Below are 26,790 nucleotides of genomic sequence, written 5' to 3'. Positions count from 1 at the left end.
ATTGAGGGATTTTTGCACATTGTTATTAACAAATGAGTTCATGCCAAACTTCGCAAAAAACGCAAGTTTGGCATGAACTCAACTTATAGCTTCAAAAGTTTGGCAAACTCCCAGACTACAATACCGGCGGTGACGCTGACATTTAAGGAATGCTTAGTGCCGAACTGAGGAATCTCCAGGCAGCCATCGCTCATATCCACGATGTTCTGCTTGACTCCCTTCACCTCGTTGCCGAAAATAACGGCGTAGCCTTTGGAGAGGGAAGGGTGAGCCTCAGGCAGGTTCTGGAGCTTGGTGGAGCCTTCTACCTGCTCGATGCTATATACAAAGTAGCCTTTCTGCTTCAACTTCTCTACCGCCTCTTCGGTAGTCTTGAAGTATTCCCAATCCACGCTGTCTTCGCCACCCAATGCCGTCTTATGAATCTCGACATTGGGAGGGGTGGCGGTGATTCCGCAGAGATACACCGCCTCTACACGGAAGGCATCGCAGGAACGGAAAACACTTCCTACATTATATAATGAACGCACATCATCCAGGACCACTATCAGGGGCAGCTTTTCGGCTTCCTTGAATTCCTCCAGGGTGAGGCGGTTCATCTCTATCGTTCTTAATTTGCGCATTATAATATACCTTATTATATATAATATAATCAGAGGCGGTTAAGCCTCTGCCTCTTTGGTCTTGTAGGCAAGGGCGTACATGCGAATCTGCTTGATCATCGCCAGAAGACCATTGCTGCGGGTTGGACTCAAATGGTCTTTCAGACCAATTTTCTCTACGAAATAGAGGTCGGCATCCATAATCTCGGTTGGGGTATGACCGCTCAATACACGGATGAGGAGGGCGATGATACCCTTTACGATGAGCGCATCGCTATCGGCAGTGAATACGAGCTTGCCATCTACATAATCGCATTGCAGCCATACGCGGCTCTGGCAGCCGTCGATAAGGTTCTGCTCGTTCTTGTATTTCTCATCGAGAGGAGCCAACTCGTTGCCCAAGTCAATAAGCATCTGATACTTGTCCATCCAGTCGGTGAAATCCTGGAACTCCTCTACTACTTCATCCTGCAATTCATTAATTGTTGCCATTATTTTATTTCTTTAATTTCGTTTACTGTAATCAACTTATAGAGCTTGTCGTTAGGGCGTACCTTATCTGGTACAGGGATGGAAACTCTCCAGCCCTGCTGCGCTGTTTCTACCGGTTTCAGGTCGTAGCGGATTTCATCGGCATGGAGATACATCACACCGGTGGTGTTACCCGTAATCAGCAGTTTCTCGCCCTTGTCGAAGGTAGATGCCTCTACGGCTACTTCTGCCACACCCAACTTAGAGAAATATTTCATCACCTTGCCCACTAGCACCTTCTTCTCGGTAGCTACGGAACCGTAATGCTTGTTCCATTCACCGAGAGTCTGCCCCTGGTAATAACCATCCCAGAAACCACGGTTGAAGACGGTGGCGAGTTTCTCATCCCACTCATCCTTCTTCTCCTCGGTAAAGGTTCCGTCGAGCACGGCAGCTATCGCCTCCTTATAACATTTCACTACGGTATATACGTATTCTGGACCACGGGCACGGCCTTCAATCTTGAAGACGCGCACACCGGCATCCATCATGCGGTCGATGAAGCGGATGGTCTTCAGGTCCTTCGGACTCATCACATACTTATTGTCGATTTCAAGCTGGTTGCCAGTTTCGTTATCTGTAACAGTATAGCTGCGGCGGCAGATCTGCACACACTCGCCACGGTTGGCAGAGCGGTTGGCATTAGCGAGACTCATGTAGCACTTGCCCGATACAGCCATGCACAGAGCACCATGACAGAACATTTCGATGCGGATCTGCTTGCCCATAGGTCCGCAGATGTTCTGCTGCTCTATCTGCTCATGGATGTGCTTCACCTGGTCCATGTTCAATTCACGTGCCAGTACGGAAACATCAGCAAAGCGTGCATAAAACTTCAAAGCCTCTGTGTTTGAGATATTTAACTGTGTGGATAAATGAACCTCCTCGCCCACTTCATTGCAATAGCTCATTACAGCCACATCGCTGGCAATGACGGCAGAGATGCCTGCCTCCTTGGCAGCATCGATGATTTCCTTCATCGTTGGGATGTCGTTATCGTAGATGACAGTATTGACGGTGAGATAGGTCTTGATACCATGCTCGTTGCAGGTGGCAGCAATCTCACGCAAATCATCGATAGTAAAATGGTTGGCTGAATGGGAACGCATGTTCAACTTGCCGATACCAAAGTATACGGAGTCGGCACCAGCCTGTATGGCAGCAGCCAGTGACTCGCGTGAGCCCACTGGTGCCATCACTTCAAATTCGTTTATCTTTGTATTCATGAATGCAATTATCTTTTTTCGGGTACAAAGTTACACCAAAATGAAGACAAAACACAGAAAAATGGAGAAAAAATGACATAAATTCGATTATATTGACAAATCAATCATGATTATTTGTCTATATTTGCCAATAAATAAGAATATATCCCTAGGATATTCTTCTTTTTTATGAATACAATCCAGTCTTACGGCTGGTATTATTAATTAAAATAAAAGCGTATGAAGAAAGCTTTTATATCAGGAATGATTCTGTTCCTGGCAATGACCACAACGGTTAGTTGCACACAAGAAAACGTGATGCTTGAAACAACACCACAAGTCAAGAACCAAGAAGTAAGATTCTGCTTCTTCGAAAAATCCATTGTGCCTATCGGTCAGGATGAAGAGAGCAATCTTGCCAGAACGAGAGCCGACGGGAGCAAGCAATCGCTCAAGGATGCAAACCTCTACACAGATCTGCAAGTATGTCTCATTCCGAAAGGAGATGAAACTACTGCCGGCTATACCGTAAGACAGGAAAACTGGGATGACAAATTCGGAAACGTCAGCCTGCAGGTGCCGGCAGGAGAATACACGCTCGTTGCCGTAGCAGCAAAAACTGATTTGCAGCAGGAAGAACGAATCGAAGTAAAATCAAGGTATGAAATGACTTTTGCCAACAACATCGTACGCGATATGGCGTATACCCTGCAGGATATCAAGGTGGAATCGGGCAGCAAAGCCGTAACACAGAATGTTTCGCTGAAACGTGCCGTCAGCTGTTTTAAACTGCAAGCTACCGACCCGATGCCTCTTACTACCAATACGCAGGATATCACGATAAGCGGAAGCTGCGGTACGGTGTTCAATCCTTCTACCGGATTCTGCAAAGAAAAGGCTACCATCACCCGAAGTTGGACTTTCGACCCCAAAGAATACCAGAACCCATACATCAAATTCACCCTCTACACCCTTCTGACCGACAATGATGTAACCGACATTCATATAACAACTGCTGGAAAGGACAAGGAAGGAAAAGCAGTAAAGACCGTCAACTTTGACAACGTACACCTGGTCATCGGAAAGAAGACTACCTATACCGGTCCGCTCTACACCTACCCTAACAATATGTCGTTCACGATAAACCAGCCGGAGATTCCTGCATCAGGCTATGACAAGAAATTTTAATAACCCATGGCGTTTTAAGAAAGATTAATGCCACAGATTAAAATCTTTTTTGTATTTTTGCGGCATGGAAAGAAAGAACATTATAACCATAGGACTCGCTCTGCTTGTATTCGCCGGTTGCGGATACAGACAGCAGCGAGGCGGTATCCCAGAGACAGGTGGAGGCGAGGATTATCTTCCGGAGCATATCCACCTGATCAGTACTACGCCCGTCAAGGACCAGGGCAACAGCGAACTCTGCTGGGCATACGGCATGCTTGCCACCATCGAAAGCGAGCACATCATGAAGGGGGATTCCGTGAATCTCTCCATCGCCTACATAGCCCGCATGATGCTGGAAGAACAGGCACTGGAATATTACTTTGCACAGGGAAAGAAGAACATCAGCCTGCGCGGTACTGCCCCGATGCTGATACATTATATAGATAAGTATGGTGCACAACCTTACGACAGCTATGAAGATCCGAAGCACGTGAACTACAAGGTGCTCTGCCGCAAGGTGCAGAAACTGTGCGATGGCGCCATCTCGAAGAAAGCGGGCATCAGCCAGCTCAAAGAGGAACTGAACGACCTGTTTGACGCAGAAATAGGCTACATGCCTGCCAAGGCCGTACACATGCTGGGTGCCGAATATACCCCTCAAGAGTTTGCCCACAGCGTATGCTATCCCGAGGAGTATGTATCGCTCACCAGTTTCTCGCATCATCCTTACAGAGAATACTTTGCACTCGAGATTCCCGATAACCGGATGCACGATGCCTATCTGAACCTTCCGCTCGACGAGCTGATGCTCCACATCAGGAAGGCGGTAGAAAAAGGACACCCGGTATGCTGGGAAGGTGACATCAGCGAACCTGGCTTCAAGGAACCAAAGAAGAACTGTGTAGACATACAGCCGATGGAACGCCCCGTGACCCAGGCATCGCGACAGAAGGAGTTTGAACAGCTTCGCACCACCGATGATCATGTGATGGAAATCATAGGTACCTTCATGAAAGGCAAGCAGAGATTCTACGTCTGCCGCAACTCATGGGGCAAGAACTGGGGCAACAAGGGACTCATCTACCTATCGGAAGACTATCTGCGCCTCAAGACCATCGCCGTGTTCATGAGCGAAGATGCATATATAATGAAGATGCATATATAATAAGGTATAAGCTCCCAAACAGGCTTCAGACATAAGAAATGTGTTAAAATGGTTGACATACATCAAATAGCTGTTAAATAGCACGTGTGTGCGCACACACATAGTTGATTTATATCAAAAAAGAGGCTTTTTTATGTGATTTTCTCTTAAAACATTTGGTGGGTTCGGAAAATCGTCGTACCTTTGCATCGTCAATAAGACAAAAAGGTTATTAGGTTTTTAGGTTAAGATTGTTAGTTGTTTTAGGTTATTAGTTAGTTTAAAGGTAAATTTAAGATTGTTTATTCAGTGAAACGGTATTAGTTAAGGTAAAGAAAAGATTGTTTATTCAAGGACGACAAAAAGTTTAGGTTATTAGGTTTTTAGGTTTAAGATTGTTAGTTGTTTTTTTATTAGGTTTTAGTTTAAAGGTAAATTTAAAGATTGTTTATTCAAGGACAACAGGATAATTCAACAGGTAAGTTGAAGGTAAAAAGATCAAATGTATGGGATAACCAAAGATGACGCCTGAGCAGAATTGCTGCTTCGGGCTTCGTAATGGAAAGGGTAACAAAAAGCCCTTGAGTTATGAGAAATTTGGGAATATCGTATTAAAAGAGCGCAATTTCGAAATCATTCGAAGTTGCGCTCTTTATTTTTTCTGAAAATAACCGCCAAATTATTTTGTTTTACCAACGAAAAATCGTAATTTTGCAGAAGATATATAAAGATAGGAAATTATGGCAAGACATCCTCTTTGGAACGAAGAATACTGGCTCCTGCTGTTGCAGCTGTACCAGAAGAAGCCCATGGGCGTGAAACCTCTCTATTCGAAAGGGATGGTCGACTTGAGCCTGGAACTGCATATTCCACCTGAGTTTCTGCACGAACAGATGTTTAAACTCAGAATGGTGACTCCGAGAATCAAGCGACTATGGGAGAAGTATGCCGATAAGCCACAGAAACTGAAGCGCGATATACAGCGCATCAGGCAGATGAACGGCTGCGGAAACGCCATACAGTTCTTCGAGGGAGTGGAAGTGAAGGAAACATTCGAGAAAAACTGGGAACCACTGGAAAGTGAGCCATCGCTCACCCCCGTGAAACTCATCATCATCCTCGATCTCTACTTCCAGCTCACACCAATCACCATGGTGCCGGAAACACCGGAAATCATCGACCTGGGAAAACTCATCAGGACATCACCGAAGGTCATTGCCGAGGCGATGGGCGTATTCATGTACTGCGACCCCTATCTCAACCGCGAAGATGTGCTGATACACCCGCTGCTAGAAGCATGCAGCGACATCTGGCACCAATACGGAAACGGAAATCCAGACAGGCTTTACCAGCTTGCCAACGAACTAAAAGAATACTTTAAGTAATTATGGCTCAAAAACTCATACAGACACAGGCACAGAAGTTACAGCAACTTCAAAGACTTTCAGCCCAGCAAATGCTGCAGGTGAAACTGTTGGAAATGCCGCTCACGGAACTGGAAGACAGTATCAATGCAGAACTGGACGATAATCCCGCTCTGGAAAGCGAGAACCCAGACGACATGCTCAACGAGAATGTCGCCAATGATGATTCGCCCGCAGATGATGAGTACGACAACAGCAGCGATGAGGATGCCTACGAGGCTGAATCTGAAAAAGAAGAAAGAAAAGACGAACTGGACCAGGCACTGGAAAGCATCGGAAAAGACGACCAGATGCCTGACTACAATACAGACAGATACAACAACCAGGACAGCGCTGACTACGAAGAAATGGTTTACGGCGACACCACCTCTTTCTATGATAAGCTGAAGGAACAGATGGACATGCAGCCGCTCAGCAACAAGGAGAAGGAAGTAATGGAATATCTCATAGGTTCACTGGATGACGACGGACTGCTCCGCAAGGACCTGGACAGCATCTGCGATGAACTCGCTATCTATCACAACATCGATGTTACGGAAAAAGACATCGAGCACGTGCTCCACATTCTACAGACCTTCGACCCAGCCGGTGTAGGAGGAAGAAGTCTGCAGGAATGCCTCCTGCTGCAGGTTAAGAGACTGCCGAGAGGTGTGCTCCGCAAGACGATGGAAGAGGTGTTTACCGACTATTTTGATGAGTTTACCAAGAAACATTGGGACAAGATCAAGGCAGGACTGGAACTGAACGATACACAGGTAGAAACCCTGCAGGCAGAAATCAGAAAGCTGAACCCGAAACCGGGCGCATCGATGGGCGAAACAGAGGGAAGAAACATGCAGCAGATTACCCCCGACTTCATCATCGACACCAATGACGACGGAACGATTACATTCTCGCTGAATCGTGGCAACATTCCGCAACTGACGGTTTCGCCATCATTCACCGACATGATTGACACCTACAGGAAGCATAAAGACAAGATGAGCCGGAGCGACAAGGAAGCCCTGCTCTACGCCAAGGAAAAGGTGGACAAGGCACAGGGATTCATCGAAGCCATCAAGCAGAGAAGACATACCCTCATCGTCACCATGAAGGCAATTATCGACATACAGCGGCAGTTTTTCCTGGATGGAGACGAGGCTGACCTGAAACCGATGATCCTGAAGGATGTAGCAGAACGCACGGGACTGGACATCAGTACCATCTCAAGAGTGAGCAACGTGAAGTATGCCCAGACTAAATGGGGCACCTTCCCGCTGAAGTTCTTCTTCACAGACAGCTACACCACTGAAGACGGCGAAGAGATGTCTACCCGCAAAATCAAGATTGCCCTGCACGACATCATCGAGAAAGAAGACAAGAAAAAGCCGATCAGCGATGATGCACTCGCCAAACTGCTGAAGGAGAAGGGATTCCCTATCGCACGACGTACGGTGGCAAAATATAGGGAGCAACTGGGCATACCGGTGGCACGACTCAGGAAATAAGATAGTGGTATGAGTCAGGAAGAAACCGGGGCCCACCACAAAATATTTGAGAGATAAAAAGAATATATACGTTATTAGTGTTATGAAAGAGAAGAATATCATATTGACAGCACGCATCATGAGCATGATCTTCACGCCCTTCTATCTGCCGATGGTAGGACTGATTGCTCTGTTCATCTTCAGTTATATGTCGCTGTTACCGATAGGATACAAACTGGTGATGCTGGGCATGGTCTACCTCCTGACCGTCGTAGCTCCATCGCTACTCATCCACCTCTACCGCATGGTTCAAGGCTGGACCTCGCGTGAACTGGGCAAGAAGGAGCGTCGTATTGTGCCTTACATCCTCTCTATCGTATGTTACTTCGGCTGTTTTTTCTGGATGGAATACCGCAATACGCCTCGCGTCATCAGTATCATCGTAGTGGTAGCGCTGGCGATACAGATGATTTGCGCCTTCATCAATGTATGGTGGAAGATCAGCACCCATACGGCAGCCATCGGAGGTGTGGCAGGAGCTCTGGTGTCTTATTCTGTAGCCTTCAATTTCAATCCGCTGTGGTGGCTCTGCCTTGTGCTGATGATGGCAGGCGCAGTAGGAAGTGCCCGCATGATACTCCGACAACATACGCTGTCACAGGTAGTTGCAGGATTCCTGATAGGCACCGCCTGTGCTATATTGGTAATATAAAGTTTATAATAAAATATAAGAAGAAATGAAACCATTAGTAAGCATTATTATGGGCAGTACAAGCGATCTGCCTGTTATGGAAAAAGCATGTAAGTGGTTGAACGACAACCAGATTCCTTTCGAGGTTAATGCCCTCTCTGCTCACCGCACTCCAGATGCAGTAGAGTCATTCGCCAAGGGAGCCAAGGAGCGTGGCGTGAAGGTTATCATCGCCGCTGCCGGTATGGCTGCCGCCCTTCCTGGTGTTATCGCAGCATCTACTCCTCTGCCAGTAATCGGCGTGCCTATCAAGGGTATGCTCGATGGTCTTGATGCCATGCTCAGCATCATCCAGATGCCTCCTGGCATTCCTGTAGCTACTGTTGGTGTGAATGCGGCTCAGAACGCTGCCATCCTCGCTGCTGAAATGATTGCCCTTGCCGATGAGGAAGTGGCTCAGAAGGTAGAGGCTTGGAAGGCGGGTCTCGGTGCCAAGATCGAGAAGGCCAACAAGGACCTGGCTGAGGTGAAATACGACTTCAAGTGTAATTAATCTAATATGTGATATGCCCCATTCTTTTGGGGCATATCTTATCTTATATATTATGGTAGATTTATTCAATTATACCCGCCGTGCCTCTTCTGTGGCACATATCGGAGCCATCGACCTGGGTGGCGATAATCCTATCCGCATCCAGTCGATGACCACCACCAACACCAATGATACCGAGGCTTGCGTGCGACAAGCTGAGGAGATTATCAAGGCTGGTGGCGAGCTGGTGCGCTTCACCACTCAGGGTTCCCGCGAGGCAGAGAACATGAAAAACATCAATGCCGGCATCCGTGCCGACGGCTATCAGACTCCGCTCGTAGCCGATGTTCACTTCAATCCTAACGTTGCCGATGTGGCTGCTCTCTATTGTGAGAAAGTGCGCGTCAATCCTGGCAACTACGTGGATCCTGCCCGCAAGTTCATCAAGCAGGAATATACCGACGAGGAGTATGCCCACGAACTTCAGAAGATTGAGGATCGTTTCGTACCTTTCCTCAACATCTGCAAGGAGAACCATACTGCCATCCGCATCGGTGTGAATCATGGTTCACTCTCCGACCGCATCCGTAACCGCTACGGCGATACGCCAGAGGGCATCGTAGAGAGCTGTCTCGAGTTCCTGCGCATCTGCAAGAAGGAGAATTTCCACGATGTGGTTATCAGCATCAAGTCATCCAATACCGTTGTGATGGTTCGCTCCATGCGCCTCCTGGTAGAAGAAATGGAGAAGGAAGGCATGAACTACCCACTCCACCTCGGCGTAACCGAAGCCGGCGAAGGCGAAGATGGCAGAATCAAGAGTGCCGTAGGTATCGGTGCCCTCCTGGCTGATGGCATCGGCGATACCGTTCGTGTAAGCCTGAGCGAGGAACCGGCTGCAGAGATTCCTGTGGCACGCCATCTGGTAGATTACATCGGCAAGAAGAAGGGGCATCTGATGATTCCTGCCACAGCTTGTCCTTCATTCGACTGGCTGCGCCCTACCCGCCGCGAAACCGTGGCTGTAGGCAATATCGGCGGCAGCAACGTTCCGGTGGTTATCAGCAACCGAATCAACGGCGAGAGCACCGCTTGTGAGAACAAGGATGCTACTCCAGACTATATCTACATCGGTGGCAAGATGCCTAAGCAGTTTGTGGCTGGCCAGAGCTACATCGTAGATTACAACGTTTACGAGACGCTGAACAGCAAGCCAGAGACGACTGGTGCCAAACTCTACCCTATCTTCCCTGCCATGGCGATGCCGCTCATCGCCAGCATCAAGGCAGACGTGAAGTTCCTCACCCTGCAGTTTGGTACACCTGCCGAGGAATATATCGCCTGTCTGAAGGCTCATCCTGAGGTAGTGGTTATCTGCGTAAGCAATCATCAGAACCGTCTGGGCGACCAGCGTGCATTGGTTCACGAGATGATGAATGCCGGCTTGAAGAACCCTGTGGTTTTCGCCGAGATGTACCAGCACAGCAAGGAGGAAAAGAGCGACTTCCAGCTGGAGGCTGCTGCTGATATGGGAGCCTTGATGATTGATGGTCTGACCGATGGTATCTGGCTGATGAACAATGGAGACATCCCTGCCCAGACAATAGATGAAACCGCTTTCGGTATTCTCCAGGCAGCCCGTCTGCGCACCAGCAAGACCGAGTATATCAGTTGTCCGGGATGCGGCAGAACCCTCTACGATCTTCGTGAAACCATCGCCAAGATCAAGGAGGCAACCAAGCATCTCAAGGGGCTGAAGATAGGTATCATGGGCTGTATCGTGAATGGTCCAGGCGAAATGGCGGATGCCGATTACGGCTACGTAGGTGCCGGTCCTAACCGAGTAAGCCTCTACCGCAAGCAGGTTTGCGTAGAAAAGAATATTCCGCAGGAGGTGGCAGTAGAGCATCTGCTCGCCCTCATCGACTCGGACAAGTAATAATTATTTAGGCACGGATCCGCGTAATCCGTGCCTAATTTATACCCCCCTAATCACTCCCCGTTCCTAATCCATAGTGCCTTCAAAAGTTCAGGAATGAATGTTATCTTTAAGTTAATCTCCACCTCTTTATATGGCTCTTTCACAAAAAAAATGTATCTTTGCAACAGTAATCATCAAAAACTGAAAAGATTATGGCAAATACTAAACTGCTCCTGGTAGAGGATGATGAAAACCTCGCCTATATGGAGAAAAGTTGCTTCGAAGATATCATCGGAGGATATGAGGTGAAAACTGCCGTAAACGGCAAGGAAGGACTGAAGGTGTGGCAAGACTTTCAGCCCGATGTTATCGTATCTGATATTGACATGCCCATCATGGACGGAATAGAAATGGTGAAGAAAATACGCGAGGTTGACGGAAAAACCATAATTCTGTTTACCACCGGACTCACCTCGCCGAAAGACCTGAAGGCAGGTTATGCCGCCGGGGCCAACAACTATGTGAAGAAGCCGTTTATTCCGGAAGAGCTTGATGCTCATATACATAGCCTGCTCCAACTGAAAGCCGGAGCCCGCAGCGAAAACGCCAGCAACCAGATAAAACTGGGTAAATACATTCTAGATGCCGACCATGCCACTCTGAAAGATACGCAGGATGGTAAACAGAAAATGCTCACCGCACGAGAGGCAAAGATTCTGGAACTGCTGGCAGTAAACAAAAACGAGGTGGTGCGCCGCGAAGCCGTATTGAGCCGGTTCTGGGGCGTGGAAGACAAAGACTATTTTGCTTCCAGAAGCCTCGATGTTTTCATCAAGAAAATCCGTACGGCGCTGGAAGACGAACCGGGCGTAGAACTGAAAACCATCAGAGGTGTGGGATTCAAACTCATCGCAGAATAGACGCATCTCAAGCCTCAGAAAATCAGTAAAACGAATCATCTCTATACGGAATGATAGAAAAGAAAACAGATTATTAAAGACAAACATATATGTTAAAAGCGATACTATACTTCTTTCTCCTGATAGCTGAATTTTTCATCACTATCCTGATAAGCGGTTTCTGCTTTGGCCTGTATTATGCCTATATAGGTAGTGATCACATGCCAGGCAACAGCAAGGGAGATATGACTACAACAGAAATGTTTCCTTTCATCATAGCTTTCGCCCTGATAGCTACACTCATCATCTGGTTTACCTTTCATAAAGGCAAGTTTTCGAGTTTTACGCTTGGCAAGGTAAAGCCAGAGAGCAAATGGCAACTCATGCTCTACGGCTCTATGCCGATGCTGGGCTTTATCATCGCCTATTATGCCCTGATGAGCTACTTAGGCATTCATTTTATGCCTAAAGAAATGAGCCAGTTCGGCTTTTTCCAGATTCTCCCACTGATGCTGGTAGGCACATTTATCTCAGCCTACGTTTTCTATGGTGCCATTCTGGAAGAACTTCTGAAAAGCGGAAAGAAGAAATGGGTCGTTCTGCTTGTATACTTGCTCATGATTATGCCAACTACGCTGACAGCAGGTTCGGGCGAGGGAATGGCACTCTGGATATTTTACGTCCTGGCAGCCCTCCCATGCACCTTATACGGTTTCTGGCTTTACTGCAAAACCCGAAGTTCCATCGTTATATTCGCGGTTTATCTCATATCCAATATGGTTCCGTTCAACCTGGGCAGCAACTGGGTTACCATCCTAGTATGCATCCTGGGACTGGGCATGATGGGCTATGGATTCTATCTTCTCAAGAAGAATATAGAACCATTGCTGATACAAGAGGATGAAGAAGAAAAAGAATACTAAAACCACCTGATTATGAAGGCAAACAGAACCAAAATGCTAGGTACGATAGCGCTGGTAGCCGTACTATGCATGCAACTTTTCTGGATATATAACTCATTCCAGATGAGCGTTCACCAGATGGGCTACGATAATCCCTGGAGTCTGGCAGCCGATGTGAGGGCACATGCCTTTTTCTCGGCACTCTACCAGAGTCGCATCACCCTGCTCACTTCTCTACTCACCACGGTGGTCATCATTCTGAGCCTTATCGACCAAATCAACTATATCGATGAGCAGGAAAGGGTTCGCCTGCTGCGCGAGGATTTCTCCTATGCAATGGTTCACGACATGAAGTCGCCGCTCACCTCTATCATCATGGGAACCAAATATCTGCACAGCGGCGTACTGGAGAAGAAGCCGGAAATGAAGGAGAAATATTTCTGTATCGTAGAAGACGAGGCACAGCATCTGCTTGCTCTCATCAACCGCCTGCTTACCATCTCAAAACTGGAACATGGTAAACTGAGCATCCAGAAGGCTGAAATAGATCTGGAGGCAATGATAGAGGATGTGGTAGATAAATACAAGGCGAAATCGGCGAAACCGATTCATATCACCACCCTATTCGGAGCCACTTCAGCACTGGCAGATGAGGAATATCTGAAGGAGGCTATCAGTAATATAGTAGATAACGCCACTAAATACTCGAAGGAAGAAATCAACATTCAGATTTCCACCTTCGAGAATGACAGAAATGTATATATCAAGATATACGATGAGGGTATCGGCATAGCCAGAAGTGAGATGAAAACAATCTTCAACCGCTTTGAGCGTGCTGCTGAGCACGAAAGAGACGCCCGGAAGACCCGTGGCGGCTTCGGTATCGGCCTAAACTACGTGCTGCAGGTAATCAATGCCCATGGCGGCAAAGTAAGCGTAAAGAGCGAAAAAGGCAAATGGTCGGTGTTCACCATATCGCTGCCGAAATAATCAGCTTGCACAGCCATATTAATAACAAAGCTCCCGATGCATCATGCACCGAGAGCTTTGTTTTATCTTATTTCACGATTGAAGAAACCGGATTTCTCACACCCTTCATTCCTACGAGGAATGCCTTGGCAGCACCAAACTTGAGGAACATATCCAAACGGATAGGAATATGATTCTCATCATCGGTTACATAGAAATCTACGATTCTCTTATACTTGCGATTCTCATACTCCATATAGGCAAGGCGCAGGCAACGGTACTTCACACCATTATCTGCTTTGATGGTAACCTTACCATCAAACTTTATCTGAGCTGGAGTGCGGTTCTTTCCATCAGCAATAGGGAATTTTACGGTATAACCCTTCTTCCAGTTGGCAGGATCGAAACTGCGGGCACGCAGGAAGATGTTCATCATATCAAAAACACAATCATCGTAGGTGGCATTCTTCCATACATGCTTACCATCATGCTGCTGACGGTGCTGTTTGAGATGACACCTACCGCCAGAATAGCTGTAGAATACCTCATCTACCGTATAGCGCTTGCCCTCGTGAGCTCCCTTACGGAAATACATAGGCGCCATATCGGTGCCGCTGTAGCAGAGCAGAGTGTCGCGAAGCACAAAGATATCATCTACACGCTTATTGCCTCTTGTAACAAGAGAACCGCGATAAGCAGGCTTACCATGACGGGTGGTTTGAACGATAGACATACTGGCATTACCAGCTTTTACCCAAACAAACTTCCAATTGTAATACAGATTGTAAGTAAGGAACTCACCCGACTTGAAGGCTGTATTACGGAAGGTACACTGGGCAGACACCGTAGTGCTGACCAGAAGTAGCAATAATGCAATCCCGAATGATTTGATCGTTTTCATAACTCTTTATAATTTAGGAATGTACTCGATGCCAAGTTTCTTGGCACGTTGCGCATTCTGGTTCTTAACTTTCTTTTCTTTATCAGGCTTCTGCTTGGTAATGGCACCAGGCTTCTGACGGGAAAGTTCACGGGCCGTAGGATCCCAACTCTCGGTTAAATCCCATTTAGCCTTGCATTCTATCACGTCTGGATAGTAATACACCTCTTCTGCCTGTTCATCCTTATCATAGCAGCCTGTATCCCACTTGCCGTTGCCGTTGCGGTCTACTATCAGACGCATGTAATACTTCTCCGGCTTGAGATAATAGAATTCGGCTACACCGTTCACTGCCTTCACTTCTTTCACCACCTGATCCTGCGCATTGAGTAGCTGAACGAGGAGCGGATGATTGTCGAAATCGTAAGTTACATTAATGAGCAGCGTGCCGTAAGTATCCAGGGAATTGACCTTGAAACCCTGTTTCACAGGTTTAGATACAAGTCCGTAGATGTCCTGGAATGCGGCAGAATCAACCTCCAGACTATATTCTATGTCCGGACGCCACTCGCCTCTCAGAATATACTTGCGGTTGCCCAGCGGCTTAAACTCCATCGGCGCCCTATACCATAGCGTATCATGCTTGGCATAGAGATGAATGCCTGCCGTATCGGCCTTGGCAAGCGGTGTATTGAAGGTGAAGATAACATTCTTGTCAGGATCGAGCTGAGAAGAGACACTCATCTGAACATCAAGCGGTTTTACAGCCATCACGCTATCATAAGGTTCACCCTTCTTCTTCAGTTTTTCCTGCTTCTTGGTCCATTTCTCCAGTTCCTTAGCCTGCGCCTTCATACGCTTTTCGTAAGGTTCCTTCGAAAGAATTTCGAGCGTATCAGTCTGGTTGCGGAGCACGCCCGTACTGTCTGTCATACGGTAAGTAAGCTCTATATTCAGCGTATCCTGGTTGACCAGCGCCGTATCCTTGAGCCAATAGGTAAGCGTATCGTTCTTCTCCGATTTTTCCAGAATAAAGGCATCTTTCTCATTAAAATTCAAGCCCTTGATCTGTGGCAGGATAGAATCACCATAACTGTAATAGAGCGAGAAGCAGTTGGCCTTCTGACGCTCTGCCTTGAGGAAGAAGCGGTCGGAAACCAGTTCGGTAAAGGCACGGAGCACTACATTATCCGGTAGAAAATGAGTATAATTAACCTGATCTATCGACTTGATATGCAAGGAATCAATCCATGTAGTATCCTGTCGTACATCCGGCTTGCTTGACGGCACGATAATATCATGAGAAAAAGCGAGTTTTTCGCTTTTCTGGCTGAACATATAGTTGCCATCCATATCCTGCAGGGCATAGATGCGGTAAGAGCCCGGAGCCACACCTTTTATGACGAAGCGACCACGGCTGTCGGTACGGCTTACACGCAGCATAGGCTTGGTCTTGAAGGCTGAATCGGCATGATCAGCGTAAAGACCTACCAGAATACCCTTGATAGGCTCCAGATTCTCTGATTCGAGCACATATCCCGACACCTCCATCGTATCGATGACCTCGCCGGTAGAGAAACTGTAGGTATAGTTTCCCATCGGATTGCCCTCGTTATTATCGCTGATGGCATCGGAAAAGTCGATGGTATAGGTAGTATTCGGCTTGAGCGAATCTACCAGAGAAATCTGAATATGCTTGCCCGAAGCCTTGATTTCAGGCACTTCGAGCTGCGGAGGCGAAACAACCACTTTCTCGGTAGGATTATCTACCTTGATATATTCGTCGAAATAGATATTCACCTTCTTCTGCTTCACATTTACGCCCTTATCGGCTGGCGAAGCTCCAATCACCTTAGGAGGAGTTTCGTCGAACCAACCACCATCCGGCTGTCCCATCTTGGCACAGGATGCCAACATGAGGAAAGCTAAGACGTAGAAAGGCAGAAACAGTGAATTTGCCTTCAACTTGCTCTTTATGTCGTTCAATTGAATCATTCTTTATATCTTCTTAATATCGCAGCATCACTTCAACTTCAGGCGGAAGAAGCATGCAGCTTGTTTTATTTGTTCATCATGAGCATCTCATCAATGTTCTTGCGGCTGTTGCTCAAGCGTGGAATCTTATGCTGTCCACCTAACTTGCCCTTGCTCTTCAGCCATTCATTGAAGAGTCCCGGCTTGGCCTTCACTATCTCCAGATGCTGGAGGGTAACGTCGTGAAAGCGCTTGGCCTCGTAATCGCTGTTGATTTCCTGCAGCTTCTGGTCTAACAGACTGGCAAATTCATCGAGGCTGGCTGGCTCCTGAGAGAACTCTATGAGCCACTGGTGACGGCACTTGGCATTACTGTCCATATAAACCGGCGCAGCGGTATAATCAGAAACCTGAGCACCCGTCTTCTCGCAGGCATAAGCCAATCCCTTCTCGGCATTATCCATGATCAGTTCCTCGCCAAATGCATTAATAAAGTACTTGGTACGGCCGGTAATGACAAACTTATAAGGATTCTTGCTGGTAAACTGAACCGTATCGCCGATGAGATAGCGCCACAAACCACAGGAAGTGGTGATAATCATAGCGTAGTTCTTGCCTACCTCAATACCCCAGAGAGGCACAACGGTAGGATTCTCGCTGCCGAATTCGTCCATAGGGATAAACTCGTAGAATACATCATAATCTATCATAAGCGACATGGCTGGGTCTGCCGGATCATCCTGCAGTCCGAAGAATCCCTCGCTGGCATTATAAGTCTCCATATAATGCATGTTAGGCGAAGTGATGAGCTGTTCATACTGCTTGCGGTAAGGAGTAAAGGCAATACCGCCATGGAAGAATACCTCCAGATTAGGCCATACCTCTTCCAGATGCTTCTTGCCGGAAAGTTCCATGACACGCACCAGCACACTAAGCATCCAGCTAGGAACACCCGAGATATTGGTTACGTTCTTATTCATCGTTTCGCGGGCAATAAGGTCGCGTTTCACTTCGAAATCGCTCAGGAGAGCGGTTGACTTCTTAGGAACACGCACCAAATTGGCAAGCGGATTGATATTTTCGATGAGGATAGCGCTCAGGTCACCCACCAGACTATCCGACACATTATAGTTAGGCGAATGGCTTCCACCTAAGATAAGGCTCTTGCCATCAAAGAGTCTGCTCTTCGGATTATTGCGCAGATAATAGGCTACGGCATCAAAGCCTCCGGCATAATGAATGCCATGCAAGCCATCATGAGAAACCGGGATAAACTTACTCTTATCGTTGGTGGTGCCAGATGACTTGGCATACCATTTTACCAGTCCCGGCCATAGAATATCCTTTTCGCCATGACGCATACGGTCGATATCCCCCTTCAACTCCTCGTAGGTATTGACAGGAATATTCTGTGCAAATTTATCATAACTATTGGTGGTATTTAATAAATGCTTGACACCATATTCAGTATTTTTTCCTTTATTTATAAGGTGCATAAGCACTTTATGCTGCAAATGTTCTGCATCATAGACATACTTCTCCAACTCCTTCTGCCGAGGTTTGAAGACGTTACTTACTATCGTTGTTAAACTCATATCTAGATATATATCATTTAAGTAGATGCAAAAGTAAATCAAACTTTTGATATAGAGAAAGTTTTTACTATTTTTTAATACAAAAGGGTAAGATAAAGTATACAAAAAGGAAATATACAACACAAAAGACTCCCATAAGTGGCGATATTTACCATCTTATGGGAGTATTCTGCTAAATCGTATTTCCTATCCGGAAAGAGATACAGTTTACTCATCGTTACCGAAAGCAGCCGCTTCGGCAGCGGCAATAATCTCTTCTCTTGATAATTCCTTAGGCTGAGCCGTGATGTCGCTCAAATCGAACTCATCACTCTCCTTCTTTTCATCCTTCACCTCGACCTGCACTTCAGTTTCCTGGGCAGTTTCGGCAGATTTCTCTGTGAAAACCTCCTCTTTGAAAACATTGATGTGCTTCTCCTCTACCGGTGCGTTTTGTGCATCAGCATCCTGCGAGATGATGAAATCGTCTTTCACTTCTGTGTTAGGCACGTTTTCAACAGGTTCCTCTTCCATCTTGGTGCGGTTAGCCTTAGCTGTGAACACAGCATCAATATACTGTGGTTCTTTGCGCAGTTTTTCCAAGCTAGTCTTAGAAGCCACCTGCTGGCTTTCCTTCTTGGAATAGCCCTTTCCTACTCCACCTTCAACACCTTCGAGTACAACCTGATAGGTGAAAATCGGGCTACCATTCTTGTCTTTTTGCTGGTCTAGCATAACGAAATCCAGCTTCACGCGGTTTTTCTGGCTCCATTCGATGAGTTTGCTCTTGAAGTTAACCTCCTTATAAGCCACCTTATCGATGTTTATCATTTGTGCCAAAATACGTTTCTGCATAAAATACATGCAGGCATCGTAACCACGGTCCAGATAAATGGCACCTACCAAAGCTTCGAACGCATTTCCTCCCATATAACTGTTATGAGAAGAACTGTGGCCATTAGAAAGAATCAGCTGGTTGATGCCCATTTCCTGTGCCAGTTTATTCAGCGTATCACGCTGCACTAGCTTGCTTCGGGTATTAGTAAGGAATCCCTCACGCTTGCCAGGGAAATGCTGGTACACGATATCTCCTACTACAGCATCCAAAACCGCATCACCCAAGAACTCCAACCGCTCGTTGTTCACTGGTTTTCCCTTAGAATTGCGGTGCATGATGCTCTTGTGCAACAGCGCCATCTTGTAGTAGCTGATGTCGTGAGGATAAAAACCGAGGATTTCATATAAAGACAAATAAAGCTCTTTATCCTTGCGGAAAGAGAGCTTTATCCTATCTATAAAATTATTCAGCATACTTCTTGAATACTACACAGCAGTTGTGACCGCCGAATCCGAAAGTATTACTCAATGCAGCACGAACCTCACGCTTCTGAGCTTTGTTGAAGGTAAAGTTCAAGTTGTAATCGAGCTCTGGATCATCATCACCCTCTTCGTGGTTGATAGTAGGAGGAACAATATCGTTCTTCACACTAAGAACACAAGCCATAGCCTCTACTGCACCAGCAGCACCAAGGAGGTGACCAGTCATTGACTTGGTAGAACTGATGTTGAGCTTGTAAGCTGCATCACCGAAGACAGCCTTGATAGCCTTAGCCTCTGAAATATCACCTACGTGGGTAGATGTACCGTGAACATTGATATAGTCAATGTCCTCTGGCTTCAGATTGGCATCAGCAAGTGCACGCTCCATAACGAGCTTAGCACCAAGACCCTCAGGATGAGATGCTGTGATGTGATAAGCATCGGCACTCTCGCCCTCACCTACCATCTCAGCATAAATCTTCGCACCACGAGCCTTAGCGTGCTCAAGTTCCTCGAGAATCAAGCAACCTGCACCCTCGCCCATGATAAATCCATCACGGCTTGCGCTGAACGGACGTGAAGCATGCTCTGGGTCATCATTACGTGTTGACAATGCATGCATAGCATTGAAACCACCTACGCCACAAGCGCAGATAGCAGCCTCTGCACCACCGCTAACGATGATGTTTGCCTTACCCAAACGAATCAGGTTGAAGGCATCAGCCAATGCATTGCTTGAAGAAGCACATGCAGATGTAGTAGTGTAGTTTGGTCCGTGGAATCCAAAGTGGATGGAAATCTGACCTGAAGCGATATCTGCAATCATCTTAGGGATGAAGAATGGGTTAAACTTAGGACCATTCTCCTCGTGAGTACCATAGTACTTCACCTCATCCTCGAAAGTCTTGATACCACCGATACCTACACCGAATACAACGCCAACGTTGTTCAAGTCTTCCTTCTCAAGATCGATATTAGCATCCTTTACACCCTGCATGGCAGCAATCATAGCCAACTGGGTATAACGGTCAAGCTTGCGAGCTTCCTTACGATCAATCCAATCATTGATGTTCAGGTCTTTAACCTCGCAAGCGAACTTGGTCTTGAAAAGGGTTGTATCAAAATGAGTAATAGGCGCAGCACCGCTCTTACCAGCAAGGAGGCTCTCCCAAGTTTCCTCAGGAGTATTACCAACTGGAGTCACAGCACCGAGACCTGTTACAACAACTCTCTTTAATTCCATTTAGTATAATTTAGCTGCTAAATTACTTAGCGTTCTCCTCAATGTAAGAGATAGCGTCACCTACAGTAGCAATCTTCTCAGCCTTATCGTCTGGGATAGAGATAGAGAACTCCTTCTCGAACTCCATGATCAACTCTACAGTATCCAAAGAATCTGCACCAAGATCATTTGTGAAGCTTGCCTCTGGCTTAACTTCAGCCTCATCAACACCGAGTTTATCAACGATAATTGCCTTTACTTTGCTTTCAATTTCTGACATAATTGTAACTTTTAAAATGTTTATAAATCAATTTCTAATTAAAAATCTGGGTGCAAAGGAACACTTTTTTTTTGAGATAAACAAATATTTTGGCGAAAAAAGTGCATTATTGTGCACAAACACCCCCTAATTGTGCATATTTTTGGCATTTTTTTTCCTTTTTTGTTGGTCGTTTCAGATTATTTTGTTACTTTTGTACGGTATTAATTAAACATTTAAATCCATTATGACATTTACAGAAAAAGCCAATAAGATATTTAATCAGGCGATAGCCGATTATCATATCAAAGACAACATTGATACACCAATCAATAATCCATACCAGGAAGGTAGCATCGAGAACTGCCTTTATCTGAAGTGTTGGATTGACACAGTACAGTGGCATTTCGAGGATATTATCCGTGATCCTCAGATAGACCCGGCTGAAGCACTCGTATTGAAACGCAGAATCGACAAGAGCAACCAGGACAGAACTGACCTCGTTGAGCAAATCGATACTTACTTCCGCGAAACATACAAAGACGTGAAGGTTCAGGATGATGCACGCATCAACACTGAGAGTCCTGCATGGGCTGTTGACCGCTTGAGTATTCTTGCCCTCAAGATTTATCACATGAAGGAGCAGGTGGAACGCCCGGAAGCTTCGGCTGAGCACAAAGCGAAATGCCAAGCCAAACTGGATGTACTCCTGGAACAGCAGGTAGACCTTTCTACAGCTATCGACCAACTCTTGGAAGATATCGAGGCTGGACGCAAATACATGAAGGTTTACCGACAGATGAAGATGTACAACGATCCTTCAACCAATCCTGTACTCTACAAGAAATAAAAAACAGAATAGGAGAGCGCATATACCTTATTATATAATAAGAGATATGGCTCTCTTTTTTCACCTTATATTATATATAGAAGAAAAAAACGATGAAAACTGAGCATATCCTGGTAATTAGATTTTCAGCCATGGGCGATGTAGCCATGACCGTACCTGTAATTCAATCTTTGGCCAAACAATACCCGAAAGTTAGAATTACTGTGCTCAGTCGTCCCTTTGCCCGTCCTTTCTTTGAAGACTTGGCTCCTAACGTTGGCTTTATGGAAGCTGATATCAAGGAGGAATACAAAGGGGTGAAAGGACTCAACGCACTCTATCGCCGATTGATAGCCAAACAGTTTACAGCTATTGCCGATTTACATAGCGTGCTGCGTTCCGATTATCTGCGTATGCGCTTCAACCTGGATAACTTCAAGGTTGCACATATTGACAAACATCGCAAGGGAAAACGCAAGCTGGTAGCTTCTAATGGTAAAAAACTTGTGCAGCAACCTACATCGTTCCAAAACTATGCTGATGTTTTTGCACAACTTGGATATCCTATCCACATGGATTTCACATCTATCTATGGGGATGGAAAACAAGGAGATTTAAGTATCTTACCACAGGAGGTATTCGGAGTAGGAGAGAATGCTATCTCACTAGAAGACAAGCACATAACAGAGCCGTGGATTGGTATTGCTCCCTTCGCTGCACACGAGGGAAAAATATATCCGATACAACTGATGGAAAAAGTTATCCAGCGACTTATCCACAATCATCCACACGCTCATATCTTCCTTTTCGGTGGAGGCAAAGACGAAACACCAGTGATGAACGACTGGGCTGAGAAGTATCCACAGCTCATTAACGCTTCTTCTCATCTTAACGGATTGAAACAGGAACTCATCCTGATGAGTCATCTGCACGTTATGGTGAGCATGGATAGTGCCAATATGCACTTGGCATCGCTTGTTAACACTCCTGTAGTAAGCATCTGGGGAGCTACCCATCCATACGCAGGTTTCATGGGCTGGCATCAGGATTCTGCCAATGCCGTACAGCTTGACTTACCTTGCCGCCCTTGCAGTATCTATGGTAACAAGCCTTGCGCTAGGGGAGACTTCGCATGTATGAAGAATATCTCTCCTGAACTGGTAACAGAAAAAATTGATTCTGTTTTGAACAAAAGATAGGGAATCAGAACTTCTATATATAATAAAATATCAGAAACCTATATATAAATAGGTATAGAATAGAAAGAAACAGATGAAAATCCTATAACCAAAACCAATCATATAAATAACTCAGACCAGAGAGCAGAATATCCTGATGGATTTCTGCTCTTTTTTGTTTTCCACAAAAGCGTGGATAAGTGTACGGAAAACCCCAATAATAACTTTTTAATAAGTTTGTAAATATCCACACATACCTATCTCAAACCAACGAAAAGAGGATATCCACATAGATATTATTAAGTTTTTAGAAACTTTTTCGCAGTTTTTGACCGAAAAAAGATATAAACTTATTAACTTTGCACCGAATTGGGGAAATGTTGATAAACCGGTTAATGCATTAAGAGACAAGAAAAAGATTTCAAAGGCCTCTGCGGATAAACTGGAATAAGACTTGGATAACGAAATACGCAAGTTTTTATGCAGAATGTTATCCACTTATCCACGGCATATCATCATCTCCATATTCTCTTTTAAAAAAATAAAAAATAAGAAATATAATATGAATGTTATGGTGAAAAAAGAATGGATTGAGAAAGGATACGTTGACGAACCCGTTGACGAAGCCTTGGACTTGAAAGCTGAAATCAGAAAGCTTTGCAAGGAGAAAGATGCTATTATCCTCGCCCACTACTATACGGTAGGTGAGATTCAGGACATCGCCGACTTTGTTGGCGACTCTCTGGCTTTGGCTCGTAAAGCTGCAGAAACCGATGCCCAGGTAATGGTTATGTGTGGCGTGCACTTCATGGCTGAGACATGCAAACTCTTGAGTCCTGACAAAACCGTGATCTGTCCTGACTTGAATGCTGGTTGCTCGCTTGCTGACAGCTGTAAGGCTGAGGATTTGAAAAAGTACAAGGAAGAGCATCCAGGATATAAGGTTGTGAGTTATGTAAACACCACGGCAGCAGTGAAGGCGCTGACTGATTGTGTAGTGACAAGCGGTAATGCCAAGAAGGTGATTGACAGTTTCCCACAGGACGAAAAAATCATCTTTGGTCCAGACTATAATCTCGGTAACTATATAAACAGCGTTACAGGCCGCAATATGTTGCTTTGGAACGGTGGTTGCCATGTACATGAGAAATTCTCTGTAGAGGCTATCGTTAAACTGAAGCAGAAGCATCCTGAGGCTGTTGTGATGGCTCACCTGGAGTGTAAGGCACCAGTACTTGCTGTAGCCGATGTAAAGGGCTCTACAGCCACCATGTTGCATTATGCCCAAGAGCATCCTGAAATCAAGGAGTATATTATCGCTACAGAGGCTGGTATCCTGCATGAACTGGAGCGTAATTGTCCTAACGTTATTTTCTATCCTGTACCTCCAGAGGTAAGCGAGGGTGGAATAGGCTGCAGCTGCAACGAGTGTGAGTATATGAAGATGAATACACTCAAGAAGATATACAATGCATTGAAATTTGGTTGGCCAACAGTGGAAGTGGCAGAGGATATTGCCAAGGATGCTGTGAAGCCTATCGAAAAGATGCTTTCTCTTTCATAAAAAAGACCGGGAAGTTCCTCAAGTAAAGCTCCACACGCCCTGAAAGGGCAGAAACTCTTAGCCCAGGGTAACACCCTGGGTTATTATGGGCGCAAACCTGTCGCCATGTAAGGGCAAAAGCTTTTATACCTGGGTTAGGGGCTTTGTGGCTTTCAGCTCGTTCTTGAATGGAACTCTTGCTTGTTTAATAACCATTAGATAAACCAAAAAACTTAGTTATGAATACAAAATTAATCACTCCCATCCTGGCTTTATGCTGCCTGCCATTGTCGGCAAAAGTGTATACTGTTAAATCCTTGTTGGGTAATCTGGTTGTTAACATCGATGTGGATAAGTCGATAACCTGGGAAATAACCAAGGGTAAAACTCAGATATTAAAACCTTCTGTTATCTCCTTACAGACTGATAAACAGACTTTTGGCGTGAATCCAAAAGTGCGTAAAGCATTTATAGCCAACTTGAAAAACGATGATAATGGTGGCTATCAGCAATTGCTCCTTTCCTGCAATGGATATGATGTAGTATTTCGGGTTTTTCAGAATGCTGCTGCTTATCGCATTATTCCTAAAAAGATGATTAATAAGGTTATTAATGAAACTTCTGAATATCGCTTTGCCGGTGACTATCAGAGTTTTGTACCCTATGTAAATGATAATCGGGGAGGAGAGCGCTGGTGTTATTCTTTCGAGTCATATTATGACGAGGCTCCATTGTCTAAGATGTATAAGGATTCGCTTGCCATCACTCCTCTTGCCGTTTGCCTGCCTGAGGGAAAGAAGGCTGTTGTGATGGAAGCTGATGTGGAAAATTATCCCGGCATGTATCTCCTGAAGGGTACGTTTTCTTCAACTGCTTCATCTTCTGCAGTCTCTGATTATTCTATATATGCAGCCTTTCCTCCTTATCCATTAAAAGAGATGGTGGGTGGATTCAATCAGTTGAATCTGGTTCCCACAGAGCGTGCTAATTATATTGCAGAAAAAGTTACCAAGCTGCCTTGGCGTATTGTATTGGTAACTGATGAAGACAAACAATTGGTTGGTAACGATATAGCCAAATTGCTAGGTCCTCAGTGCAGAATCAAGGATACATCGTGGATAAAACCGGGAAAAGTGGCTTGGGATTGGTGGAACAACACTAATATCACAGGTGTGGATTTCCGTGCTGGCATCAATACCGAGACTTATAAGTATTATGTAGATTTTGCTAAGAAGAACGGACTTGAATATATCATCATCGACGAAGGGTGGAGTGATCCGGAAAATTTGCTCATATTCTCAGATAAGATGGATATGACGGATATCATCAATTACGCCAAGCAGAATGGTGTGGGAGTGATTCTCTGGTCTTCATGGCGCAATTTGATTCAGCGTGGTCATGAAAAGATGGAGAAAATCATGAAGCATTACGGAGATATGGGCGTGAAGGGATTCAAAGTGGATTTCTTTGATAGAGACGACCAGAAGGCCATCAATTCAGTATATGAGGTGGCTGAATGTGCTGCAAAGCATCATCTTTTGCTCGATCTTCATGGCATGCGTCCGTTTGGCGTGCAGTTTGCTTATCCTAATATTGTGAATTTTGAGGGTGTAAAAGGCTTGGAGAATTCTAAATGGGAGCCTCGTGTTGGTGATGGACCTATGCACGATCAGCCTCGCTATGATGTGACGATTCCTTATCTCCGCGCCTTGCCAGGAAGTTTCGACTATACTCCTGGAGCTATGGTGAATGCCGTTCGCTCGCAGTTCTTCGGCAATAACGACCATCCGATGAGCCAGGGTACCAGAGTACACCAGATGGCAATGTATACAATCTTTGATGCTCCTTTGCAGATGCTTGCCGACAGTCCTACTAAGTATATGCAGAATCAGGAGTGTACTGATTTCATAGCTCAGATACCAACTGTTTATGATCAGGTGGTTCCATTGGATGGTAAATTGGGTGAATATGTGGTAGTAGCCAAGAGAAAGGGCGCTAAGTGGTATATTGCTGCGATGAACAATTGGCAGGCTCGTGATCTTACTGTTGATCTTTCCCGATTAGTGAAATGGAATACTCAAACTAATAAATTGGAAAAACTCAATGGCAAGGCTAATATCTTTGCCGATGGTATCAATGCAGATCGTGAGGCTACAGATTATAAGCATACTTATCAGCAGATAAACGCTGGTGATAAACTTCTGATACATCTTGCACCAGGTGGGGGATGGACAGCTATTATAGAATAATATCTCGATCTACGAACCAGAAAGAATATTATAACTATTGTAGGATGATGTGGTAAAAAATATAAGATTAGGGGTAAAAATTGTTTTTTATGGGTAAAAAATCATATTTCACTACCATAAAATGCATAATTTACGACTTTATAGACAAAAAACGTCGTATCTTTGCATCAGTTAAAACAAACGGACGTTGTGAAACGTCATTTCATCATCTTTTACTTATACAAATAATATTAGAAAATTTAATCTAATTATAAAGATAGAGCGTTCAAGTGATTTGAATGCTCTATTTTTGTTTATATAGGATTT

At 45.4% G+C, this 26,790-nt stretch carries 23 protein-coding genes; 14 read left to right on the top strand and 9 right to left on the bottom strand.

What is annotated here, in order from left to right:
• Nucleotides 1-83: 83 nt before the first annotated feature.
• From KUA46_RS13015 to KUA46_RS13005, 3 genes are read right to left on the bottom strand one after another with little or no spacing between them, the layout of a single operon-like run.
• A complete protein-coding gene (locus KUA46_RS13015) occupies nucleotides 84-623 on the bottom strand; it encodes an RNA methyltransferase (protein ID WP_022120523.1) in 540 nt (179 codons plus the stop codon).
• 39 nt (nucleotides 624-662) lie between these two features.
• Nucleotides 663-1,094, bottom strand: coding sequence for a SufE family protein (locus KUA46_RS13010; protein WP_006848257.1), 432 nt, complete (start codon nucleotides 1,092-1,094; stop codon nucleotides 663-665).
• Nucleotides 1,094-2,359 carry a peptidase U32 family protein gene (locus KUA46_RS13005; protein WP_006848256.1) on the bottom strand — a complete coding sequence of 422 codons (1,266 nt, stop codon included), beginning with the start codon at nucleotides 2,357-2,359 and terminating at the stop codon, nucleotides 1,094-1,096. The genes KUA46_RS13010 and KUA46_RS13005 overlap by 1 nt, the downstream gene beginning before the upstream one ends.
• Before the next feature lie 219 nt (nucleotides 2,360-2,578).
• Between KUA46_RS13005 and KUA46_RS13000 the strand changes: the two genes are divergently transcribed.
• The 10 genes from KUA46_RS13000 to KUA46_RS12955 all read left to right on the top strand — a co-directional run bounded on the left by KUA46_RS13000 (nucleotide 2,579) and on the right by KUA46_RS12955 (nucleotide 13,477).
• Complete coding sequence (locus KUA46_RS13000; protein ID WP_218487479.1) at nucleotides 2,579-3,526, top strand: FimB/Mfa2 family fimbrial subunit; 948 nt, start codon at nucleotides 2,579-2,581, stop codon at nucleotides 3,524-3,526.
• Between the two features lie 64 nt (nucleotides 3,527-3,590).
• Entirely contained in the window at nucleotides 3,591-4,673 is a 1,083-nt protein-coding gene (locus tag KUA46_RS12995) for a C1 family peptidase (protein WP_218487478.1), read from the top strand.
• A 719-nt stretch (nucleotides 4,674-5,392) separates the two neighbouring features.
• On the top strand, nucleotides 5,393-6,037 hold the full coding sequence (locus tag KUA46_RS12990) for a hypothetical protein (RefSeq protein ID WP_022120516.1): 645 nt from the start codon (nucleotides 5,393-5,395) through the stop codon (nucleotides 6,035-6,037).
• A gap of 2 nt (nucleotides 6,038-6,039) precedes the next feature.
• Entirely contained in the window at nucleotides 6,040-7,563 is a 1,524-nt protein-coding gene (gene rpoN, locus KUA46_RS12985; protein ID WP_153118845.1) for an RNA polymerase factor sigma-54, read from the top strand.
• 82 nt (nucleotides 7,564-7,645) lie between these two features.
• Nucleotides 7,646-8,254 carry a phosphatase PAP2 family protein gene (locus tag KUA46_RS12980; protein WP_006848251.1) on the top strand — a complete coding sequence of 203 codons (609 nt, stop codon included), beginning with the start codon at nucleotides 7,646-7,648 and terminating at the stop codon, nucleotides 8,252-8,254.
• A 25-nt stretch (nucleotides 8,255-8,279) separates the two neighbouring features.
• A complete protein-coding gene (gene purE, locus KUA46_RS12975; protein ID WP_006848250.1) occupies nucleotides 8,280-8,786 on the top strand; it encodes a 5-(carboxyamino)imidazole ribonucleotide mutase in 507 nt (168 codons plus the stop codon).
• Between the two features lie 52 nt (nucleotides 8,787-8,838).
• A complete protein-coding gene (locus KUA46_RS12970) occupies nucleotides 8,839-10,704 on the top strand; it encodes a 4-hydroxy-3-methylbut-2-en-1-yl diphosphate synthase (RefSeq protein ID WP_218487477.1) in 1,866 nt (621 codons plus the stop codon).
• Between the two features lie 194 nt (nucleotides 10,705-10,898).
• The gene (locus KUA46_RS12965; protein ID WP_022120513.1) at nucleotides 10,899-11,606 is read left to right on the top strand and encodes a response regulator transcription factor; all 708 of its coding nucleotides are present in this window, start codon (nucleotides 10,899-10,901) and stop codon (nucleotides 11,604-11,606) included.
• A gap of 89 nt (nucleotides 11,607-11,695) precedes the next feature.
• Nucleotides 11,696-12,508 carry a hypothetical protein gene (locus KUA46_RS12960; protein ID WP_218487476.1) on the top strand — a complete coding sequence of 271 codons (813 nt, stop codon included), beginning with the start codon at nucleotides 11,696-11,698 and terminating at the stop codon, nucleotides 12,506-12,508.
• 12 nt (nucleotides 12,509-12,520) lie between these two features.
• Nucleotides 12,521-13,477, top strand: coding sequence for a sensor histidine kinase (locus KUA46_RS12955; RefSeq protein ID WP_022120511.1), 957 nt, complete (start codon nucleotides 12,521-12,523; stop codon nucleotides 13,475-13,477).
• A gap of 67 nt (nucleotides 13,478-13,544) precedes the next feature.
• Here KUA46_RS12955 and KUA46_RS12950 read toward each other — a convergent pair whose 3' ends face one another.
• The 6 genes from KUA46_RS12950 to KUA46_RS12925 all read right to left on the bottom strand — a co-directional run bounded on the left by KUA46_RS12950 (nucleotide 13,545) and on the right by KUA46_RS12925 (nucleotide 20,706).
• Entirely contained in the window at nucleotides 13,545-14,357 is an 813-nt protein-coding gene (locus tag KUA46_RS12950) for a DUF3108 domain-containing protein (protein WP_022120510.1), read from the bottom strand.
• Between the two features lie 6 nt (nucleotides 14,358-14,363).
• Nucleotides 14,364-16,331: an Ig-like domain-containing domain gene (locus tag KUA46_RS12945; protein WP_022120509.1), complete on the bottom strand. Its 1,968-nt coding sequence runs from the start codon at nucleotides 16,329-16,331 to the stop codon at nucleotides 14,364-14,366.
• A gap of 65 nt (nucleotides 16,332-16,396) precedes the next feature.
• Nucleotides 16,397-17,905, bottom strand: coding sequence for a GH3 auxin-responsive promoter family protein (locus tag KUA46_RS12940; protein ID WP_119229493.1), 1,509 nt, complete (start codon nucleotides 17,903-17,905; stop codon nucleotides 16,397-16,399).
• Between the two features lie 207 nt (nucleotides 17,906-18,112).
• Nucleotides 18,113-19,195, bottom strand: a complete 1,083-nt coding sequence (rnc, locus tag KUA46_RS12935; protein WP_022120507.1) for a ribonuclease III — start codon at nucleotides 19,193-19,195, stop codon at nucleotides 18,113-18,115.
• Entirely contained in the window at nucleotides 19,185-20,447 is a 1,263-nt protein-coding gene (gene fabF, locus KUA46_RS12930) for a beta-ketoacyl-ACP synthase II (protein ID WP_022120506.1), read from the bottom strand. Before fabF ends, rnc begins: the two co-directional genes overlap by 11 nt.
• Nucleotides 20,448-20,469: 22 nt before the next feature.
• Nucleotides 20,470-20,706, bottom strand: a complete 237-nt coding sequence (locus KUA46_RS12925; RefSeq protein WP_006848240.1) for an acyl carrier protein — start codon at nucleotides 20,704-20,706, stop codon at nucleotides 20,470-20,472.
• 226 nt (nucleotides 20,707-20,932) lie between these two features.
• On the opposite strand from KUA46_RS12925, the gene KUA46_RS12920 reads away from it, so the two are divergent.
• The 4 genes from KUA46_RS12920 to KUA46_RS12905 all read left to right on the top strand — a co-directional run bounded on the left by KUA46_RS12920 (nucleotide 20,933) and on the right by KUA46_RS12905 (nucleotide 26,484).
• Nucleotides 20,933-21,535, top strand: a complete 603-nt coding sequence (locus KUA46_RS12920; protein WP_006848239.1) for a DUF4254 domain-containing protein — start codon at nucleotides 20,933-20,935, stop codon at nucleotides 21,533-21,535.
• A 92-nt stretch (nucleotides 21,536-21,627) separates the two neighbouring features.
• A complete protein-coding gene (locus KUA46_RS12915; RefSeq protein ID WP_153118847.1) occupies nucleotides 21,628-22,713 on the top strand; it encodes a glycosyltransferase family 9 protein in 1,086 nt (361 codons plus the stop codon).
• Nucleotides 22,714-23,263: 550 nt separating this feature from the next.
• Entirely contained in the window at nucleotides 23,264-24,256 is a 993-nt protein-coding gene (gene nadA, locus KUA46_RS12910; protein WP_218487475.1) for a quinolinate synthase NadA, read from the top strand.
• A 218-nt stretch (nucleotides 24,257-24,474) separates the two neighbouring features.
• The gene (locus KUA46_RS12905; RefSeq protein ID WP_218487474.1) at nucleotides 24,475-26,484 is read left to right on the top strand and encodes a glycoside hydrolase family 97 protein; all 2,010 of its coding nucleotides are present in this window, start codon (nucleotides 24,475-24,477) and stop codon (nucleotides 26,482-26,484) included.
• Nucleotides 26,485-26,790: the final 306 nt, after the last annotated feature.

The sequence above is a fragment of the Segatella copri genome (genome assembly GCF_019249765.2).
Lineage (GTDB): Bacteria > Bacteroidota > Bacteroidia > Bacteroidales > Bacteroidaceae > Prevotella > Prevotella copri_K.
Note: the sequence above shows the minus strand (reverse complement) of the source record. Positions and strands in the feature narration are given on the sequence as shown.

Coding starts and splice junctions, on each gene's coding strand:
- KUA46_RS13015 (WP_022120523.1), bottom strand. CDS start 623: ATGCGCAAATTAAGAACGATAGAGATGAACCGCCTCACCCTGGAGGAA.
- KUA46_RS13010 (WP_006848257.1), bottom strand. CDS start 1,094: ATGGCAACAATTAATGAATTGCAGGATGAAGTAGTAGAGGAGTTCCAG.
- KUA46_RS13005 (WP_006848256.1), bottom strand. CDS start 2,359: ATGAATACAAAGATAAACGAATTTGAAGTGATGGCACCAGTGGGCTCA.
- KUA46_RS13000 (WP_218487479.1), top strand. CDS start 2,579: ATGAAGAAAGCTTTTATATCAGGAATGATTCTGTTCCTGGCAATGACC.
- KUA46_RS12995 (WP_218487478.1), top strand. CDS start 3,591: ATGGAAAGAAAGAACATTATAACCATAGGACTCGCTCTGCTTGTATTC.
- KUA46_RS12990 (WP_022120516.1), top strand. CDS start 5,393: ATGGCAAGACATCCTCTTTGGAACGAAGAATACTGGCTCCTGCTGTTG.
- rpoN (WP_153118845.1), top strand. CDS start 6,040: ATGGCTCAAAAACTCATACAGACACAGGCACAGAAGTTACAGCAACTT.
- KUA46_RS12980 (WP_006848251.1), top strand. CDS start 7,646: ATGAAAGAGAAGAATATCATATTGACAGCACGCATCATGAGCATGATC.
- purE (WP_006848250.1), top strand. CDS start 8,280: ATGAAACCATTAGTAAGCATTATTATGGGCAGTACAAGCGATCTGCCT.
- KUA46_RS12970 (WP_218487477.1), top strand. CDS start 8,839: ATGGTAGATTTATTCAATTATACCCGCCGTGCCTCTTCTGTGGCACAT.
- KUA46_RS12965 (WP_022120513.1), top strand. CDS start 10,899: ATGGCAAATACTAAACTGCTCCTGGTAGAGGATGATGAAAACCTCGCC.
- KUA46_RS12960 (WP_218487476.1), top strand. CDS start 11,696: ATGTTAAAAGCGATACTATACTTCTTTCTCCTGATAGCTGAATTTTTC.
- KUA46_RS12955 (WP_022120511.1), top strand. CDS start 12,521: ATGAAGGCAAACAGAACCAAAATGCTAGGTACGATAGCGCTGGTAGCC.
- KUA46_RS12950 (WP_022120510.1), bottom strand. CDS start 14,357: ATGAAAACGATCAAATCATTCGGGATTGCATTATTGCTACTTCTGGTC.
- KUA46_RS12945 (WP_022120509.1), bottom strand. CDS start 16,331: ATGATTCAATTGAACGACATAAAGAGCAAGTTGAAGGCAAATTCACTG.
- KUA46_RS12940 (WP_119229493.1), bottom strand. CDS start 17,905: ATGAGTTTAACAACGATAGTAAGTAACGTCTTCAAACCTCGGCAGAAG.
- rnc (WP_022120507.1), bottom strand. CDS start 19,195: ATGCTGAATAATTTTATAGATAGGATAAAGCTCTCTTTCCGCAAGGAT.
- fabF (WP_022120506.1), bottom strand. CDS start 20,447: ATGGAATTAAAGAGAGTTGTTGTAACAGGTCTCGGTGCTGTGACTCCA.
- KUA46_RS12925 (WP_006848240.1), bottom strand. CDS start 20,706: ATGTCAGAAATTGAAAGCAAAGTAAAGGCAATTATCGTTGATAAACTC.
- KUA46_RS12920 (WP_006848239.1), top strand. CDS start 20,933: ATGACATTTACAGAAAAAGCCAATAAGATATTTAATCAGGCGATAGCC.
- KUA46_RS12915 (WP_153118847.1), top strand. CDS start 21,628: ATGAAAACTGAGCATATCCTGGTAATTAGATTTTCAGCCATGGGCGAT.
- nadA (WP_218487475.1), top strand. CDS start 23,264: ATGGTGAAAAAAGAATGGATTGAGAAAGGATACGTTGACGAACCCGTT.
- KUA46_RS12905 (WP_218487474.1), top strand. CDS start 24,475: ATGAATACAAAATTAATCACTCCCATCCTGGCTTTATGCTGCCTGCCA.